This window comes from Actinosynnema sp. CS-041913, from assembly GCF_050942485.1.
Classification (GTDB): Bacteria; Actinomycetota; Actinomycetes; order Mycobacteriales; family Pseudonocardiaceae; genus Actinosynnema.
The window spans coordinates 7,620,091-7,636,216 of record NZ_CP192037.1 but is presented as its reverse complement, the minus strand read 5'-3'; the positions used below and the strand labels follow the sequence as shown (position 1 = coordinate 7,636,216).

The 16,126-nt window shown below is 70.7% G+C and carries 13 protein-coding genes; 9 read left to right on the top strand and 4 right to left on the bottom strand.

Going from position 1 to position 16,126, the window contains the following annotated elements:
• Positions 1-123: 123 nt before the first annotated feature.
• Together ACQPZF_RS34360 and ACQPZF_RS34355 are read right to left on the bottom strand one after the other, a co-directional pair.
• Positions 124-705, bottom strand: coding sequence for a DUF3515 domain-containing protein (locus ACQPZF_RS34360; RefSeq protein WP_433264197.1), 582 nt, complete (start codon positions 703-705; stop codon positions 124-126).
• A gap of 20 nt (positions 706-725) precedes the next feature.
• On the bottom strand, positions 726-959 hold the full coding sequence (locus ACQPZF_RS34355; RefSeq protein WP_433264195.1) for an Lrp/AsnC family transcriptional regulator: 234 nt from the start codon (positions 957-959) through the stop codon (positions 726-728).
• Positions 960-1,056: 97 nt separating this feature from the next.
• On the opposite strand from ACQPZF_RS34355, the gene ACQPZF_RS34350 reads away from it, so the two are divergent.
• The 4 genes from ACQPZF_RS34350 to ACQPZF_RS34335 are packed head-to-tail and all read left to right on the top strand — an operon-like array spanning position 1,057 to position 3,738.
• Positions 1,057-2,022, top strand: a complete 966-nt coding sequence (locus ACQPZF_RS34350; protein WP_433264193.1) for a thiamine-phosphate kinase — start codon at positions 1,057-1,059, stop codon at positions 2,020-2,022.
• Positions 2,023-2,036: 14 nt separating this feature from the next.
• Positions 2,037-2,516, top strand: a complete 480-nt coding sequence (locus ACQPZF_RS34345; protein WP_433264191.1) for a GNAT family N-acetyltransferase — start codon at positions 2,037-2,039, stop codon at positions 2,514-2,516.
• Between the two features lie 11 nt (positions 2,517-2,527).
• The gene (locus ACQPZF_RS34340) at positions 2,528-3,049 is read left to right on the top strand and encodes a gamma carbonic anhydrase family protein (RefSeq protein WP_433264189.1); all 522 of its coding nucleotides are present in this window, start codon (positions 2,528-2,530) and stop codon (positions 3,047-3,049) included.
• A gap of 14 nt (positions 3,050-3,063) precedes the next feature.
• On the top strand, positions 3,064-3,738 hold the full coding sequence (locus ACQPZF_RS34335) for a uracil-DNA glycosylase (protein ID WP_433264187.1): 675 nt from the start codon (positions 3,064-3,066) through the stop codon (positions 3,736-3,738).
• 125 nt (positions 3,739-3,863) lie between these two features.
• Here the strand turns inward: ACQPZF_RS34335 and rpmB are convergent, their stop codons facing one another.
• Complete coding sequence (gene rpmB / locus ACQPZF_RS34330) at positions 3,864-4,055, bottom strand: 50S ribosomal protein L28 (RefSeq protein WP_433264185.1); 192 nt, start codon at positions 4,053-4,055, stop codon at positions 3,864-3,866.
• 147 nt (positions 4,056-4,202) lie between these two features.
• On the opposite strand from rpmB, the gene ACQPZF_RS34325 reads away from it, so the two are divergent.
• The 4 genes from ACQPZF_RS34325 to ACQPZF_RS34310 are packed head-to-tail and all read left to right on the top strand — an operon-like array spanning position 4,203 to position 10,461.
• A complete protein-coding gene (locus ACQPZF_RS34325; protein ID WP_433264183.1) occupies positions 4,203-5,792 on the top strand; it encodes a DAK2 domain-containing protein in 1,590 nt (529 codons plus the stop codon).
• Between the two features lie 14 nt (positions 5,793-5,806).
• Positions 5,807-8,662: a helicase-related protein gene (locus tag ACQPZF_RS34320; RefSeq protein WP_433264182.1), complete on the top strand. Its 2,856-nt coding sequence runs from the start codon at positions 5,807-5,809 to the stop codon at positions 8,660-8,662.
• Entirely contained in the window at positions 8,663-9,604 is a 942-nt protein-coding gene (locus ACQPZF_RS34315) for a hypothetical protein (protein ID WP_433264180.1), read from the top strand.
• A 35-nt stretch (positions 9,605-9,639) separates the two neighbouring features.
• Positions 9,640-10,461, top strand: a complete 822-nt coding sequence (locus ACQPZF_RS34310) for a hypothetical protein (RefSeq protein ID WP_433264178.1) — start codon at positions 9,640-9,642, stop codon at positions 10,459-10,461.
• 186 nt (positions 10,462-10,647) lie between these two features.
• On the opposite strand, the gene ACQPZF_RS34305 is transcribed toward ACQPZF_RS34310, so the two are convergent.
• Entirely contained in the window at positions 10,648-11,949 is a 1,302-nt protein-coding gene (locus ACQPZF_RS34305) for a hypothetical protein (protein ID WP_433264176.1), read from the bottom strand.
• Between the two features lie 793 nt (positions 11,950-12,742).
• Here ACQPZF_RS34305 and ACQPZF_RS34300 point away from each other — a divergent pair.
• Positions 12,743-16,120 carry a pyruvate carboxylase gene (locus ACQPZF_RS34300; RefSeq protein ID WP_433264175.1) on the top strand — a complete coding sequence of 1,126 codons (3,378 nt, stop codon included), beginning with the start codon at positions 12,743-12,745 and terminating at the stop codon, positions 16,118-16,120.
• Positions 16,121-16,126: the final 6 nt, after the last annotated feature.

Below are 16,126 nucleotides of genomic sequence, written 5' to 3'. Positions count from 1 at the left end.
CTTGCATCCCCAGGAAAAGCGCGGTTCCCTGCGGGCAGGCCATACGGGGATGACACGCAGCCCACCTGGGGGTGTGCGCGCTGCGCGCGCCGAGGACAAGAGCGCGGAGCGCGCTCAGTGCGTTCAGCCCTCGGTTTCGATGGGGACTGGGGCGAGGGTGTCGCGGATGGTGGTCGAGATGTCTTGCAGTGGGCCTGTGCCTGCGTCGGACGGCAGGGTCAGGGCCACGTAGGTCGGTCGGTCCACGGTGTACCAGGTGGCTTTGTCGCCCTCGTTGATTTCCAGCCACTGCACCTCGGAGACGACCCTCAGTTGCGAGGTCTGGTTGAGGTCCGCCGGTCGGTTCAGGCCGCAGCGCAGGACGATCGGCTCGTGGTCGGCGTTGCCCCAGGCCATTGTCGCCGTCGGGGCCGGTGAGGCCAGTTCTCGTCGGGGCAGGGGGGCGCCGTTCGAGACCAGTTCCGTCGGGAGTTCGTTCAGCAGGGCCTTGCACTCCTCGCCCTCCGCCTCCGGCGCGGGCACCGGGACCAAGGCCAATGGCCCTGAGCGGTCTTCGGTCGTCGGGGCGGGCTGCACGTCCTGTCCGCCGGTGGCCAGGAAGAGGCCCACGGCCGCCACGCCTGCGGCCAGCAGTACAGGCAGGCCGACGGCTACGGCCATCAGCGGTTTGGGTAGCAGTGCGGTGGGTTTCGGGTCCTGTGCCACCCGGTTATGACAACACGGGGCTACAGGTGGACCACCGGGCAGGTCAGTGTTCGGGTGATGCCCTCGACGGTCTGGATGCGGGCGACCACGAGTTGCCCCAACTGGTCGACGGTGTCGGCTTCCGCGCGCACGATGACGTCGTAGGGGCCGGTGACGTCTTCCGCCGTGGCGACTCCGGGGATGCCGGAGATCTCGGCCGCGACGGCGGCTGCCTTCCCGACCTCGGTCTGGATGAGGATGTATGCGTGCACCACGGCGTGCCCCTTCGTCGCGACAGGTTAGGTCGGGGTAGGAACGTGGTCAGCAACGTACCCCAGTCGGGGTTCCGAATGCTCAGAACGGGAGGCAATCTTGCGTCCGGAGCCGCCGCGCAACGCGGACACGGTCGCTGAAGTGGGTGAGTTCGGTCTCATCCGCCGGGTGACGGCAGGTCGGACGCAGCCGCCCACCACCCTGCTCGGGCCGGGTGACGACGCGGCTGTCGTGGCCGCGCCCGACGGACGGGTGGTGGTGTCCACCGACGTGCTGGTCGAAGGCGTCCACTTCAGACTCGACTGGTCGTCTCCCGAGCAGGTCGGCCGGAAGGCGGCGGCCGTGAACCTGGCCGACGTGGCCGCCATGGGGGCCATGCCCACGGCGTTGCTGATCGGTCTCGCCTGCCCGTCCGACACGCCGTCCTCTTTGGTCGAGGGCATCACCGCCGGCCTGTGGCAGGAGGCGGCCGTCGCGGGAGCCGGTGTGGTGGGCGGGGACATGGTGTCCTCCGCGACACTGGTGATCTCCGTTACCGCCCTGGGGGATATGAACGGACTGGAGCCGGTCACCCGGTCGGGAGCCCAAGTGGGTGATGTCGTGGCCGTCTGCGGGAGGCTCGGTTGGGCGGCCGGCGGGCTGGCGGTGCTGGGGCGCGGGTTCCGGTCGCCGGTGGCGGTGGTCGGGGCGCAGCGGAATCCCGAACCTCCTTACGCGGCCGGGCCGCAGGCCGCCGCGGCCGGTGCGACGGCGATGATCGACGTGTCGGACGGGCTGCTGGCCGATCTCGCGCACATCGCGGACGAGTCGGGCATCGGCATCGACATCCGCACCGAGCTGCTGGAGGTGCACCCGCGACTGCTGGACGTGGCCTCCGCGCTGGGCGCCGACGCGCGGCACTGGGTGTTGACCGGCGGCGAGGACCACGCGCTCGCCGCGACGTTCCCGGAGCCGGCCGCGGTGCCCGAGGGGTGGCGGACGATCGGCACCGTGCGGCACGGCAGCGGGGTGACGGTGGACGGTCGGGCCTACGAGAAACCCCCTGGCTGGGAGCACTGGCGGTAGGTAGTCTGCCTGCTGTGGAAATATTCACACGTGCGTATAACCATCCAGACTCGGTCAAGCTGATCGCCGATCTCCAACAGGTGTTCGTGGTCCGCTACGGCGACGAGGACGCCACACCGGTCGACCCGGCGCAGTTCACCGCGCCCCGGGGCCACTTCGTCGTCGGCTACCTCGACGGCGTCCCGGTGGCCTGCGGCGGGTGGCGGGCGCACGACGTGGCCCGGGACTCGATCCGCCCCGGCGACGCCGAGATCAAGCGCATGTACACGGTGGACTCCGTGCGCGGCAAGGGTTTGGCCCGGGTCATGCTCGCGGAGCTGGAGTCGTCCGCGCGGGCGGTCGGCCGCACCCGGATGGTGTTGGAGACCGGCCTGCGCCAGCCCGAGGCGATCGGGCTCTACGAGTCCAGCGGGTACCGGCGGATCGACAACTTCGGCGTCTACCGGGATCATCCCGAAAGCCTTTGCTACGCGAAGGAACTACCGGAGCACTGAGGAGGGTCGCGATGGCGATCTACGCGTTGGGCGACCACGAGCCGGTGATCCACCCGGACGCCTACGTCCACCCGGATGCCACGGTGATCGGCGACGTGCGGATCCACGCGCACGCGTCGGTGTGGCCGCAAGCCGTGCTGCGCGGCGACTCCGGGCGCATCGAGATCGGCGCGCGGACGTCCGTCCAGGACGGCACGGTCGTCCACTGCACCGAGGTGCACCCGGCGTTGATCGGCGAGGAGTGCGTCATCGGCCACAACGTGCACATCGAGGGCGCGACCGTCGCCGACCGCTGCCTCATCGCGTCCGGGTCGGTGGTCCTCAACGGCGCGGTGGTGGAGACGGGGGCGATCGTCGGCGCGGGCGCGGTGGTGTCGTTCAACGGCCACGTGCCGGCACGTTCGATGGCGCTGGGCGTGCCCGCGAAGATCCGCGAGGGCTTCGCCGTGCCGGACGGCGCGTGCCTGCCCGTGGTGGACAAGTACGTGAACAACATCTTGACGTACCGCAAGGGTCTCCGCCGGCTCGACTGAGATAAGGTCCCGCCGTGGCACGTCCGCTTGAGGAAGTCATGGAAGCCGGCTGGGCGCAGGCGCTGGCCCCGGTAGCCGACCAGATCGCGAAGATGGGCGAGTTCCTGCGGTCGGAGGTCGCCGCCGGGCGGACCTACCTGCCGGCCGGCGAGAACGTGCTGAGGGCGTTCCAGCAGCCGTTCCACGCCGTGCGGGTGCTGATCGTGGGCCAGGACCCGTACCCGACGCCCGGCCACGCGGTGGGGCTCAGCTTCTCGGTGGCGCCGGAGACCCGGCCGATCCCGAAGAGCCTGATCAACATCTACCGCGAGTACATGGACGACCTGGGCCACCCGAAGCCGTCCAACGGCGACCTGACGCCGTGGACCGAGCAGGGCGTGCTGCTGCTCAACAGGGCGCTGACGGTCCAGCCGGGCAAGTCCAACTCCCACCAGGGCAAGGGCTGGGAAGCCGTCACCGAGCAGGCGATCAAGGCCCTCGCGGCGCGCGACGAGCCGCTGGTGGCCATCCTGTGGGGCCGCAACGCCCGCAACCTCAAGCCGGTGCTCCAGCCGTTCCCGTGCGTCGAGTCGGCCCACCCGTCGCCGCTGTCGGCGGGAGCGGGTTTCTTCGGCTCACGCCCGTTCAGCCGGGCCAACGAGCTGCTGGTCGGCCAGGGCGCGTCCCCCATCGACTGGAAGCTGCCCTGACGGCCGCACCGCCGAGGAACTCCGGACGTCGCACTCGCCGACACCTCCGAACCGACACCTTCGAACGCCGAAAGGCCCCCGGGACCAAGTCCCGGGGGCCTTCCGACAACGCTCCGGACGCGGTCTCAGCCGCGAACCACCTTGCCCGCCTTGAGGCAGGAGGTGCACACGTTCAGCCGCTGGCGCTGCGAAGACGAAACCTTCGCGCGCACGGACTGGATGTTCGGGTTCCACCGGCGATTGGTGCGCCGGTGGGAGTGCGAGACCGACTTGCCGAAGCCCGGCCCCTTGCCACAGACGTCGCACACGGCAGCCACGTCAGCCACTCCTTAAGGTTTATCCAGCGGTACTCACGCCCCGGCGGGCGCGCAAGCGTGCACAAGCCTCAGCCGGGCATGGCAACCTGGACAGGGTAGCCAATGGCGGGCGTCCCCTCCAAACCGGGTGGGAATACCCTCCTCGCCATGCACGCTCTCGACGCGGTCGCGGTGCGCCAGTGGGCGGACGCCTGTGTCCGTTCCCTGGACGCGAACCGCGACGAGATCGACCGCATCAACGTCTTCCCGGTGCCGGACGGCGACACCGGCACCAACCTGTCCCAGACCATGCGGTCCGCGCAGGACTCGCTGCTCAGGACCCCGGTGGACTCCGTCGGGCAGGCCTTGGCGGCGCTCGCGCGGGGCGCGCTGGCGGGCGCGCGGGGCAACTCCGGCGTGATCCTGTCCCAGGTGCTCAGAGGCCTGGCCGAAGCCGCCCAGGGCACGTCCACCGCCGGCGGCCAGGCCATCCGCACCGCCCTGCGCCGGGCCGACGAACTCGCCACCGCCGCCGTCTCCGCGCCGGTCGCCGGCACCGTGCTGACCGTCCTGCACGCCGCGGCCGAAGCCGCCCGGGACTGCCCCTCCGACGACCTGGACGAGGTGGTCACGGCCGCCGCCAAGGCCGGTGCGGAGGCCCTGGCCGAGACCCCTCGCCAGCTCGCCGTCCTGGCGAAGGCGGGTGTGGTGGACGCGGGCGCGAAAGGCCTGGTCGTGCTCTTGGACACGTTGGTCGCGGTGATCACCGGGCAGCCGGTGGAGGTGCCGCCCGCCACCGCTCCGCCCCGGACGCCCGAATCGCTCACCACCGCCCGTGAGGCGGGCTCCGCCGAGTACGAGTACGAGGTCATGTACCTGCTCGACGGCGAACCCGACACCGACCGGCTCAAGCAGGAGCTGACCGCACTGGGCGACTGCGTCTCGGTGGTCGGCGACGGCAACGGCCTGTGGACCGTGCACGTCCACTGCAACGACATCGGTGCGGCCGTCGAGGCGGGTATCGCGCAGGGCCGTCCGCACCGCATCACGGTGGCCCGGTTCGCCGACCAGGTCGCCGCCCAGGCCCCGCGGTTCGTCCGGGACCGGGCGGTCGTCGTCCTGGTCGAGGGCGAGGGGGCCAAGGAGCTGTTCCGCTCCGAGGGCGCCGTGGTGGCCGAACCGACCGACCACCCGGCCGACCTGCTCGCGGTCGTGGTGAGCACCCGCGCCCGGCACGTCACGCTGCTCCCCGGCGACCCCGACCTGCGCGCGCCGCTGGAGGAGGCGGTCGCGCAGGCGGTCGAGTCCGGCCAGGACGTGGTCGTGGTGCCGACGTTCTCCCCGGTGCAGGCGCTGTCCGCGCTGGCCGTGCACGACGCCTCGCGGCGGGCCGGCGACGACGTGGTGGCGATGGCCGAGGCGGCGGCGGCGACCCGACGGGGTGAGGTCAGGGTTTCCGAGCGCGAGGCGATCACCTGGGTGGGACGCTGTCAGCCGGGCGATCTCCTTGGCATGCTGGACGGCGAGGTCGTGTTGATCGAGCCCGGCCCGGCCGACGTGGCGGCGCTGTCCTGCCGGCTGGTGGACCGGATGCTCGCGGGCGGAGGGGAACTGGTCACGGTGCTGCTCGGCGAGGACGCCCCGGAAGGGCTGGCGAACGTGGTGGAGGACCACCTCCGGATCGTCCATCCGGAGGTCGAACTGGCGGCGTATCACGGCGGCCAGCCCGGCGCTGTCCTGATTGTCGGTGTCGAGTAGTTGAATAGGCCGGGATGACGACCTTCGACGACAAGCTGGTGTCGGTGCTCGGCAAGAAGAGCGCCGACGCGCTGGAGAGCGGCCTCGGCCTGACCACGGTCGGCGAGCTGCTGCGGCACTACCCGCGCCGGTACGACGAGCGTGGCAAGCTCACCGAGATCAAGGGCTTGGAGCTGGGTGAGCACGCCACCGTGCAGGCGCGGGTCAAGAGCGCGCGCCAACGGCGGATGAAGAGCCGCAACGGCGAGCTGCTGGAGGCGGTGATCACGGACGGCTCGTCCGACCTGCACCTGGTGTTCTTCGGGCGCGGCTCGCGCAAGGTGGAGCGGGAGCTGCTGCCCGGCCGCGAGGCGATGTTCGCGGGCAAGGTCGGCATGTTCAACGGCAAGCTCCAGCTCGCGCACCCCGACTACCAGGTGCTGGACGACACCGTCGACGAGAACGCCGCGAAGTTCGCCGGGGCGTTCATCCCGGTCTACCCGGCGGCGCAGGGCATCCAGTCGTGGAACGTGTCCAACTGCGTGGAGCAGGTGCTGGCCGTGTGGGACGGCGTGGCCGAGGACCCGCTGCCGCTCGAACTGCGTGCCGAACGCGGCCTGGTGCCGCTGGAGAAGGCGTTGCGGGACATCCACCGGCCGGACGGGTGGGCCGCGATCGCCGTGGCGCAGCAGCGGCTCAAGTGGGACGAGGCGATGGCCGTGCAGCTCGCGCTGGCGCAACGCCGGAAGTCCGCGACGGCCCGTCCAGCGCCCGCCTGCCCGCGCCGGCCCGGCCTGGTGGGCGACGCGTTCGACGCGCGGCTGCCGTTCGAGCTGACCGCCGGGCAGCAGGAGGTCGGCGAGCAGATCGCGCGCGACCTGTCCGGCGAGCACCCGATGAACCGCCTGCTGCAAGGCGAAGTGGGCTCGGGCAAGGCGCAGCCGCTGGACGCGCTGGTGCTCACGCACGAGGGCTTCCGCCCGATGGGCGACATCCAGGTCGGCGACGAGGTCATCTCGGCGGACGGCACGCCCACGGCGGTGACGGGCGTGTTCCCGCAGGGCGAGCGCGAGGTGTTCCGGGTGGTGCTGTCGGACGGCAAGTCCGTCGAGTCCGACCTGGAGCACCTGTGGGCGACGCACGGCGGGGAGGTGCTGACGCTGCGGGAGATCCGGGAGGGCCTGCTGGCGGGCGACGGCCCGTCCCGCCGGCGGCTGCCGATGGTCGTCGCGCCGGACGTGGACTGCGTGGAGCTGGCGCCGGTCAAGGAGCGGCACGAGCTGTTGCAGGGCCTGCTGAGCACCGGCGGGCGGTGCGACGGGACGGACGTGGTGTTCCGCACCGAGTCGACGCACCTCGCCGAGTACGTGAGCGAGCTGGCGGAGTCGTTGGGCGGCACGGGGCTCCTGCGCTACGGCTACGAGCAGCACGAGGTGGTCGTGCGGCTGCCGGAGGACTTCCCGCCGTTCCGCGACGCGCTGGACCGCACCGCGCCGCCCGTGCGGCACATCGAGCGGGTCGAGTTCGTGGGCGTGAAGCCGGTGCAGTGCATCTCGGTCGCGCACCCGTCCCAGCTCTACGTGACGGACCACTTCATCGTCACCCACAACACGATGGTCGCGCTGCGGGCGATGCTCCAGGTCGTGGACGCCGGACGCCAGTCCGCGATGCTCGCGCCGACCGAAGTGCTGGCCGCGCAACACGCCCGGTCGCTGCGCGACCTGCTGGGCGACCTCGGCCAGGCGGGCGAGCTGGGCGGCGCCGAGCACGCGACCAGGGTCACCCTGCTGACCGGCTCGATGCCGGCGGCACAGCGCAAGAAGGCGATGCTGGAGATCGTGACCGGCGAGGCGGGCATCGTCGTCGGCACGCACGCGCTCATCCAGGACAAGGTGGAGTTCGCCGACCTGGGCTTCGTGGTGGTCGACGAGCAGCACCGCTTCGGCGTGGAGCAGCGAGCGGCCCTGAGCGGCCGAGCCGGCGGCTCGACCCCGCACGTGCTGGTGATGACCGCGACCCCGATCCCGCGCACCGTGGCGATGACCGTCTACGGCGACCTGGAGGTGTCCGCACTGCGCGAACTGCCCCAGGGCCGTTCGCCGATCAGCACGTCCGTCGTCCCCGTGGCGGACAAACCCGCCTGGCTGGACCGGGCATGGCAGCGAATCCACGAGGAGGTCCGCAAGGGCCACCAGGTGTACGTGGTGTGCCCACGCATCGGTGACGGAGAGTCCGAAGACGGCCCCGAACCCCCGAAAGACGACACCTCGGACCGCCGCCCACCACTGGCGGTCGTGGACGTCGCGCAACGGCTGGCCGAAGGCCCGCTGAGCGGCCTGCGCGTCGACATCCTGCACGGCCGGATGCCACCGGACGACAAGGACGCCGTGATGAGGGCGTTCGCGGCGAACGAGGTGCAGGTCCTGGTGGCCACGACAGTGGTCGAGGTAGGCGTGAACGTCCCGAACGCGACCGTCATGGTGATCATGGACGCGGACAGATTCGGCGTCAGCCAGCTACACCAGCTACGCGGCCGGGTGGGCCGGGGCAGCGCGCCGGGCCTGTGCCTGCTGGTGACGGAGATGCCCGAGGGGACGTCGACCATGGACCGCCTGCGCGCGGTCGAGTCCACTCTGGATGGCTTCGAGCTGGCGCAGCTCGACCTGGAGCTGCGGCGGGAGGGCGACATCCTCGGCGCGGCCCAGTCCGGCAAGCGCTCGGGCTTGAAGATGCTGTCCCTGCTGCGGGACGAGGACGTGATCGCCGACGCGCGAGTGGTGGCATCACGAGTGGTGGACGCCGACCCAGAACTGGCCGAGCACCCGGGCCTGGCAGCACTGGTGGCCGGCCTGCTGGACGAGGAACGGGCGGAATACCTGGAGAAGGCCTAGATGCGCGATCCCTCGGCAGTCGACGACACCAAACCCCAGCCACCCACCCCGGCCCGCCCAGCCACCGAGCCGGACGACACCGAGGCACCCCACGCCGAGGCACCCCACGCCGAGCCAGCGCACACCGAGGCACTCCATACCGAGCCCGACAACGCCGAGCCCGACAACGCCGAGCCCGACAACGCCGAGCCCGACAACGCCGACACGACCCACGCCGCCCCGGACGACACCGCCAGGGCTCCCGCAGCGCCGGACGATCCCGAGCTGGCTCGCGCCGACCAGAAGGCTGCCGAGCCGGGGTCTGCGGCGGCCGAGTCGCGTGATCTCGCGGTGACTCGTGCTCGGGCCGAGGTCCGGCAGTTCCTGGCCGGACGGCCCGAGGTGCGGGACAAGGTTGTCCGATCGCTGTTGCCTCCGTGGCTGTCGACGTTGCATCTCGGCTCGTTGAAGGTGGCCGGCGGCTTGATGCTCCTCGGCGCGGGCGGCTCGATGGTGGCCAACCAGGGGGCGCCATGGTTCTTCCACCTGGTTGACGTGCTGTTGCTGGTCCTCGGGCTGGGCACGTTGTGGTCGGTGATCGGCCAGGTCTCGATGCGTCGGATCGAGGCGACGAGGCTCCGGGTGCACGGACCGGACGAAGGCGACACCATCGCCGTCGCCGGGGTGCGGCTCGTGACGCGCCCCTGGTGGCGGAACGCGGTGGGATGGCTCTTCGACCTCGTGGTGCTCGGCTCGCCGGTGTTGGTGGCCCTCCGGGCCTGGTCGGACGGCGGCTGGCCGGCCAGGATCGCCGCCGTCTGCGCAGCCGGGTGCGTGGTCGCCGGGTCGGTGTACATCGTCCACTCGGCTCGCACCGCTCCGCAGTGGCGGAGGGACTTCATCGAGTTCGAGGGGATGAAGTTGCCGCCGGTACGAGACGAGTGGGACGTCCTGCTGCGCTGAGCGGCCTTCGGCAGCTGGAGTATCGTCGCCGCATTGTGCGCCGTCTGCTGCTCGCCCTGATGCCGATTTCGCTGGTTCCGTTCTTGCTGGTCGCGTGCTCGTCCGGCGAGACGCCGGCGCCCGTGCCGTCATCGCCGCCGAAGGGCGACCTGGCGGTGCTGGCGGAACGCATCGACCAACGGCGAACCGAGCTGAGAACCGCTCACTTCCACACCGAGGGCTTCGCGTCGGACGGCGACGCGACCGAGGTGCGCAGCACCGTCGACGGCGCCCTCCGCCAAGACCCCGACGGCGTGACGGGCTCGATGGCGATGCAGATGTCGACGGGCGGCCAAGCCCGCAAGATGGACATGGTCATGACCCGCGACGGTCTCTACGTGCACGTCGACGGCGCCCCGATGCCCGAGGGCAAGAAGTGGGGCCTCTACTCCCGGAAGAACAGCGGCGAGGTCGACGCCTTGCTGCGAGGCTTCGGCCCAGGCGCGACCGTGGGCGCGGAACTGGACTACGTGCAGCCACGCGCGGCACTCATCGCCGGCCGGGGCGAGGAGCGGCTGGACGGCGTGCCGACGACCCGCTACGAGCTGGTGGTCGACCCGATGAAGATGGCGAAGGTCATCGAAGACCCGGACATCCAGCTCCAACACACCCAGTTGGCCGAGTACGGGGTGACCATCGCGGCCGTGGTGTGGGTCGACAACACCGGCGCACCGCTCAAAGCGGAGTACCGCTTCGAGATGAACGGCAAGGTCGTCAAGCAGTCGACCACCCGCTTCACCGACTGGGGCAAGCCGATCGAGATCACCGTGCCGACCCCGGCCGAAGTCGTGCCCGCCGACCAACTGCCGCCGCAGTAGCAAGCCCGGCCCCACGCTGATCCGCCTCGGCGGCCGACCCACACCGCCCGCCGGCGCGCTTCGCCGCCGCACCGCTGGGTCACCGGCCTGACGTCGACCTCGATGCGGCACCGACCTCGATGCGGCACCGACGCTGCGTCGCATCGAGGTCGGTCAGAAGCTGTCGGCCCGGTCGGTCGGGTGCGGTCAGTCGGTGCGGGGGAGCGGGAGCTGCTTGGTGGGCTGTTCGGAGTCCGACAACGCTTCGGGCTCTGACGAGTCGGACTCCGCGTCCAAGGGCGACAGGCTGGCCACGGCCTGGCTGACGGCGGCTTGGGCCGCGGCGAACTGCTCGGACAGGGCCTTGTGCACGGTGTGCAGCTCGGTCAGCTTTCGGTCGGCGGCGGTGGTGCGGCGGTCGGCGTGGGAATCAGCGTCGCTGATCGTCTTCTCCGCCTTGGCCGTGGCCTCGCTGATCGTCTTTTCGGCTCGGGCGTTGGCCTCGCGGACGGTTTTCTCGGCGTGGGCATTCGCCTCGGTGACCGTCTTCTCCGCTGCGGACTTCGCGTCCGCAAGGGTCTTTTCCGCCTTGGCGGTCGCCTCGGTGACGGTCTTGTCGGCCTGGTTGTCGGCGTTCGTGATCGTCTTCTCGGCGTGCGCGGTCGCTTCGGCAGTGGTTTTCTCCGCGTAGGCGTTCGCGTCGGCCACTGCCTTCTCGGCCTTCGCCAAGGCCTCGGACTCCAGGTCGGCGATCTGCTTTTCCGTCTCGGCACGCAGCGCGTCGGCCTGGGCGCGGGCCTCCGCCAGCAGGCGGGCGGCCTCGGCCTTGGCCTCCACGACGTGTGCCTCGTGCTCCTTGCGGAGCGTCGCACGCAGCTCGTCGTACTCCTTGTCCAGGTCGTCGTGGTAGCTCTTGTACTTCTGGTCCAACTCAACCCGGCGGGCGTCCAGCGCCGCGTTCTTGGCGTCGTACTCGGCCGTTACCCGCTCGCGGTCGGCCCGCGTCTCGGCCACCAGCGCCTCGTGCTCGGCGGCCAGCTTGGTCCGCAGCTCCTCGTGCGACCGCTCCAGCTCGGCCCGGCGGTCCTGGTACTGCTTCTCCAGCTCCGCCGCGCGCTGCTGGTGCATCGACTCCAGCTCGGCGGAGCGCTGCTGGTGGGCCGCGTCCAACTGCTTGCGGCGCTCGTCGAGTTCACCCATCGCGCGCTGGTGCGCGGCCCGGCCCTCGGCGGCGAAGCGCTCGGCCTCGGCACGCGTCGCGTTGGCCTGGTCGATCGCACCCTTGCGGATGTCGGCGATCTCTTCCTCGGCCAGCGTCATCATCACGCGTACACGCTCGGTGACGTTCGACGCGTTGACGGGGCTGTTGGCGAGGTTGCCGAGCTGGGCCTTGACCTTGTCCAGTTCGGCGCGCGTGGTGCCGAGGAGCTTGTTCAGCTCCGCGATCTGGGCCGCGGCGGCTTCGCGTGATCTGTTGGAGTTCTTGAGGTCGAATTCCAGACGTGTCACGCGTTCGTTGACCTGTCGCTGGTTGTACCCGCGCAGAACAACGTCGAAGTGGGTGCGGGCAGCAGGCTGCCCAGTCCCTTCAGCCCCGGCCATATGTCCAACCCTACCGAGAAGTCGGCACCGTCCGTCACCCGATGCAGCGAACGCAGTGTAACGGCTCGGTGATCGAGCGCTCACAGCGGTGATACGACCACCCGCTCGTGGCGGTTACCGAACGTTCACCGCGGCCGGTGTCGAACGGCGGCGTCGAACGGCGACAACGGAAACGAGAGCGATGGCTACGGCGGTTGTCGGCGCCGCGCCTCCGACCGGCACGCCCTGACCGGTCGTCGGCGCGGCGGCACGCCCACTCGCCGTGAGGTAGTCGGGTTCTGCCGCCCGAAGATCGGCTCAGTGGGGTGGGGAACGACCCCCGGGGCGTTCGAGGGAGCCACCACCGCTCTGACACCACTTGGCACTCGGACCTCCTTTCGTCGTCGGGATTTCAGCCGGGTTGTGGGCTTGCCGTTCTATTGTCGAACAGGCGTTCGAGGGGGTCAAGATCACTATCGGGTGAAGTGGGCGGAGTGTCGCCCGTGGTGGCCGCCGGCGGTGTGAGCCGTCCGTCAGGGGGCTGCGCCGGGCTCGCCCGCAAGGGACAATCCACGGGCCGTGCGCCGGGCCGGGAGCCGCTTGACCGCGTGAGTGAACGATCACGATGACGTCCGTCACGTGGGATGGAACTCCCGAGGGGCGGGACACGCACGGTAGCGTGCCTTGATTGACCGCCGAGTGACCTGGGAGGGAACGCCGAATGTTCCGCAAGGTTCTTGTCGCCAACCGCGGCGAGATCGCGATCCGGGCTTTTCGCGCTGCCTACGAGCTGGGCGCCGGCACGGTTGCCGTCTTCCCCCACGAGGACCGCAATTCACTGCACCGGCTCAAGGCCGACGAGTCCTACGAGATCGGCGAGCCCGGCCACCCCGTCCGGGCGTACCTGTCCGTGGACGAGATCATCAAGGCGGCCCGCAAGGCCGGTGCCGACGCGGTCTACCCCGGCTACGGCTTCCTGTCGGAGAACCCCGAGCTGGCCAAGGCCTGCGCCGAAGCCGGGATCACGTTCGTCGGCCCGCCCACGGACGTGCTGGAGCTGACCGGCAACAAGGCCCGCGCCATCGCCGCGGCCAGGGAAGCCGGCCTGCCGGTGCTGAAGTCCAGCGAGCCGTCCAGCGACATCGACACCCTGCTCGAAGCCGGCCGGGACATCGCTTTCCCGGTGTTCGTGAAGGCCGTGGCGGGCGGTGGCGGGCGCGGTATGCGCAAGGTCGACGACCCCGCGGGCCTCCGCGAAGCCCTGGAGGCCGCGTCCCGCGAGGCCGAGTCCGCGTTCGGCGACCCGACCGTGTTCCTCGAACAGGCCGTGGTGGAGCCCCGCCACATCGAGGTGCAGATCCTCGCCGACGGCGAGGGCAACGTGATGCACCTGTTCGAGCGGGACTGCTCGGTGCAGCGCCGCCACCAGAAGGTCATCGAGATCGCGCCCGCCCCGAACCTCGACCCCGAGCTGCGGGAACGCATCTGCGACGACGCCGTGCGGTTCGCCCGGCACATCAAGTACCGCAACGCGGGCACCGTCGAGTTCCTGCTCGACCCCAACGGCAACTACGTCTTCATCGAGATGAACCCCCGCATCCAGGTGGAGCACACGGTCACCGAAGAGGTCACCGACGTCGACCTGGTGCAGTCGCAGATGCGCATCGCGTCCGGCGAGTCCCTGGAGGACCTGGGCCTGAGCCAGGACACCGTGCGGCTGCGCGGCGCGGCCCTCCAGTGCCGCATCACCACCGAGGACCCGGCCAACGGGTTCCGCCCGGACACCGGCATGATCAGCGCCTACCGCTCGCCGGGCGGCTCGGGCATCCGGCTGGACGGCGGCACCACGGGCTCCGGCACCGCGATCGGCGCGCACTTCGACTCGATGCTGGTCAAGCTCACCTGCCGCGGCCGTACGTTCTCCGCGGCCGTGGCGCGGGCCCGCCGCGCGGTCGCCGAGTTCCGCATCCGCGGCGTGTCCACGAACATCCCGTTCCTCCAGGCGGTCCTGGACGACGAGGACTTCTACGAGGGCCGCGTCACCACGTCGTTCATCGAGAAGCGCCCGCACCTGCTCACCGCACGGCACTCCGCCGACCGCGGCACGCGCATGCTGACCTATCTGGCGGACGTCACGGTGAACCTGCCGAACGGCCCGCGCCCGGCCGCCGTGGACCCGAAGGACAAGCTGCCGGCCGTGGATGTGACGGTCGAGCCGCCCGCCGGGTCGAAGCAGAAGCTGACCGAGCTGGGCCCGGAGGGCTTCGCCCGCTGGCTGCGGGAGAGCAAGGCGCTGGCGGTGACCGACACCACGTTCCGCGACGCGCACCAGTCGTTGTTGGCGACCCGAGTACGCACCAAGGACCTGCTCGCAGTAGCGCCGCACGTGGCTCGTATGACGCCGCAGCTACTGTCGCTGGAGGCGTGGGGCGGCGCGACGTACGACGTGGCGCTGCGCTTCCTGGCCGAGGACCCGTGGGAACGCCTTGCGTCACTGCGGGAAGCCGTCCCGAACATCACTCTCCAGATGCTCCTGCGAGGCCGCAACACGGTCGGCTACACGCCGTATCCCGAGGCTGTGACCAGCGCTTTCGTCGAAGAGGCGACGAAGACCGGCATCGACATCTTCCGCATCTTCGACGCGTTGAACGACGTGGAGCAGATGCGTCCGGCGATCGAGGCCGTGCGGGCGACCGGAACGGCCGTTGCCGAGGTGGCGCTGTGCTACACGGCGGATCTGTCCAATCCGGACGAACGCCTGTACACGCTCGACTACTACCTCAAGCTGGCCGAGCAGATCGTCGGCGCGGGCGCGCACGTGCTGGCCGTGAAGGACATGGCAGGCCTCTTGAGGCCTCCTGCCGCCGCACGGCTGGTGACCGCGTTGCGTAAGGAGTTCGACCTCCCCGTGCACCTGCACACGCACGACACGGCGGGAGGGCAGCTCGCGACGTACCTGGCGGCCATCCAGGCCGGTGTCGACGCCGTGGACGGCGCTGCGGCGTCGATGGCGGGCACCACGTCCCAGCCGCCCCTGTCGGCGATCGTGGCGGCCACCGACTACACCGAGCACGCGACGGGCCTCGACCTCCAAGCGGTGTGCGACATCGAGCCGTACTGGGAGGCCGTACGCAAGGTGTACGCGCCGTTCGAGTCCGGCATCCCCGGTCCCACGGGCCGCGTGTACAACCACGAGATCCCCGGCGGTCAGCTCTCGAACCTCCGCACCCAGGCGGTCGCCCTCGGCCTCGGTCAGAAGTTCGAGGAGATCGAGGCCATGTACGCGGCGGCCGACCGGATGCTCGGGCGCCTGGTGAAGGTGACGCCGTCGTCCAAGGTCGTGGGCGACCTGGCGCTGCACCTGGTCGGTGCCGGCGTGTCCCCGAAGGATTTCGAGGCGGAGCCGAACAAGTTCGACATCCCCGCTTCGGTGGTCGGGTTCCTGTCCGGTGAGCTGGGCGACCCGCCCGGCGGCTGGCCGGAGCCGTTCCGCAGCAAGGCCCTGCAGGGTCGGGCCGCGCCGAAGGGCGTGTCGGAGCTGACCGACGAAGACCGCGAAGGCCTGGAGAAGAACCGCCGGGCGACGCTGAACCGCCTGCTCTTCCCCGCGCCCGCCAAGGAGTTCGAGGCGCACCGGGACGCGTACGGCGACACGAGCGTGCTGCGCAGCAAGGACTTCTTCTACGGCCTGCGGCCGGGTGAGGAATATTCGGTCGACCTGGAGCCCGGCGTGCGCCTGCTGATCGGTCTCGAAGCGATCGGCGAGGCCGACGAACGCGGTATGCGGACCGTGATGGCGACGTTGAACGGCCAGCTCCGGCCGATTCAGGTGCGGGACCGGTCGATCGCGGCGGAGGTACCGGTCGCGGAGAAGGCGGACCGCGCGAACGCCGGTCACGTGGCCGCGCCGTTCGCGGGTGTCGTCACGCCTTCCGTGGCCGAGGGCGACGAGGTCGAGGTTGGGCAGACCGTCGCCACCATCGAGGCCATGAAGATGGAGGCCGCCATCACCGCCCCCAAGGCCGGCCGCGTGAAGCGGCTCGCGGTGCGGGGCGTGCAGCAGGTGGAGGGCGGCGACCTGCTGATCGTGCTGGAGTAGCGGGGA

What these genes read in the sequence shown, in the direction of transcription:
- ACQPZF_RS34340 (WP_433264189.1), top strand. Translation starts at nt 2,528, where the DNA reads ATGGCGATCTACGCGTTGGGCGACCACGAGCCGGTGATCCACCCGGAC.
- ACQPZF_RS34315 (WP_433264180.1), top strand. Translation starts at nt 8,663, where the DNA reads ATGCGCGATCCCTCGGCAGTCGACGACACCAAACCCCAGCCACCCACC.
- ACQPZF_RS34325 (WP_433264183.1), top strand. Translation starts at nt 4,203, where the DNA reads ATGCACGCTCTCGACGCGGTCGCGGTGCGCCAGTGGGCGGACGCCTGT.
- ACQPZF_RS34300 (WP_433264175.1), top strand. Translation starts at nt 12,743, where the DNA reads ATGTTCCGCAAGGTTCTTGTCGCCAACCGCGGCGAGATCGCGATCCGG.
- ACQPZF_RS34320 (WP_433264182.1), top strand. Translation starts at nt 5,807, where the DNA reads ATGACGACCTTCGACGACAAGCTGGTGTCGGTGCTCGGCAAGAAGAGC.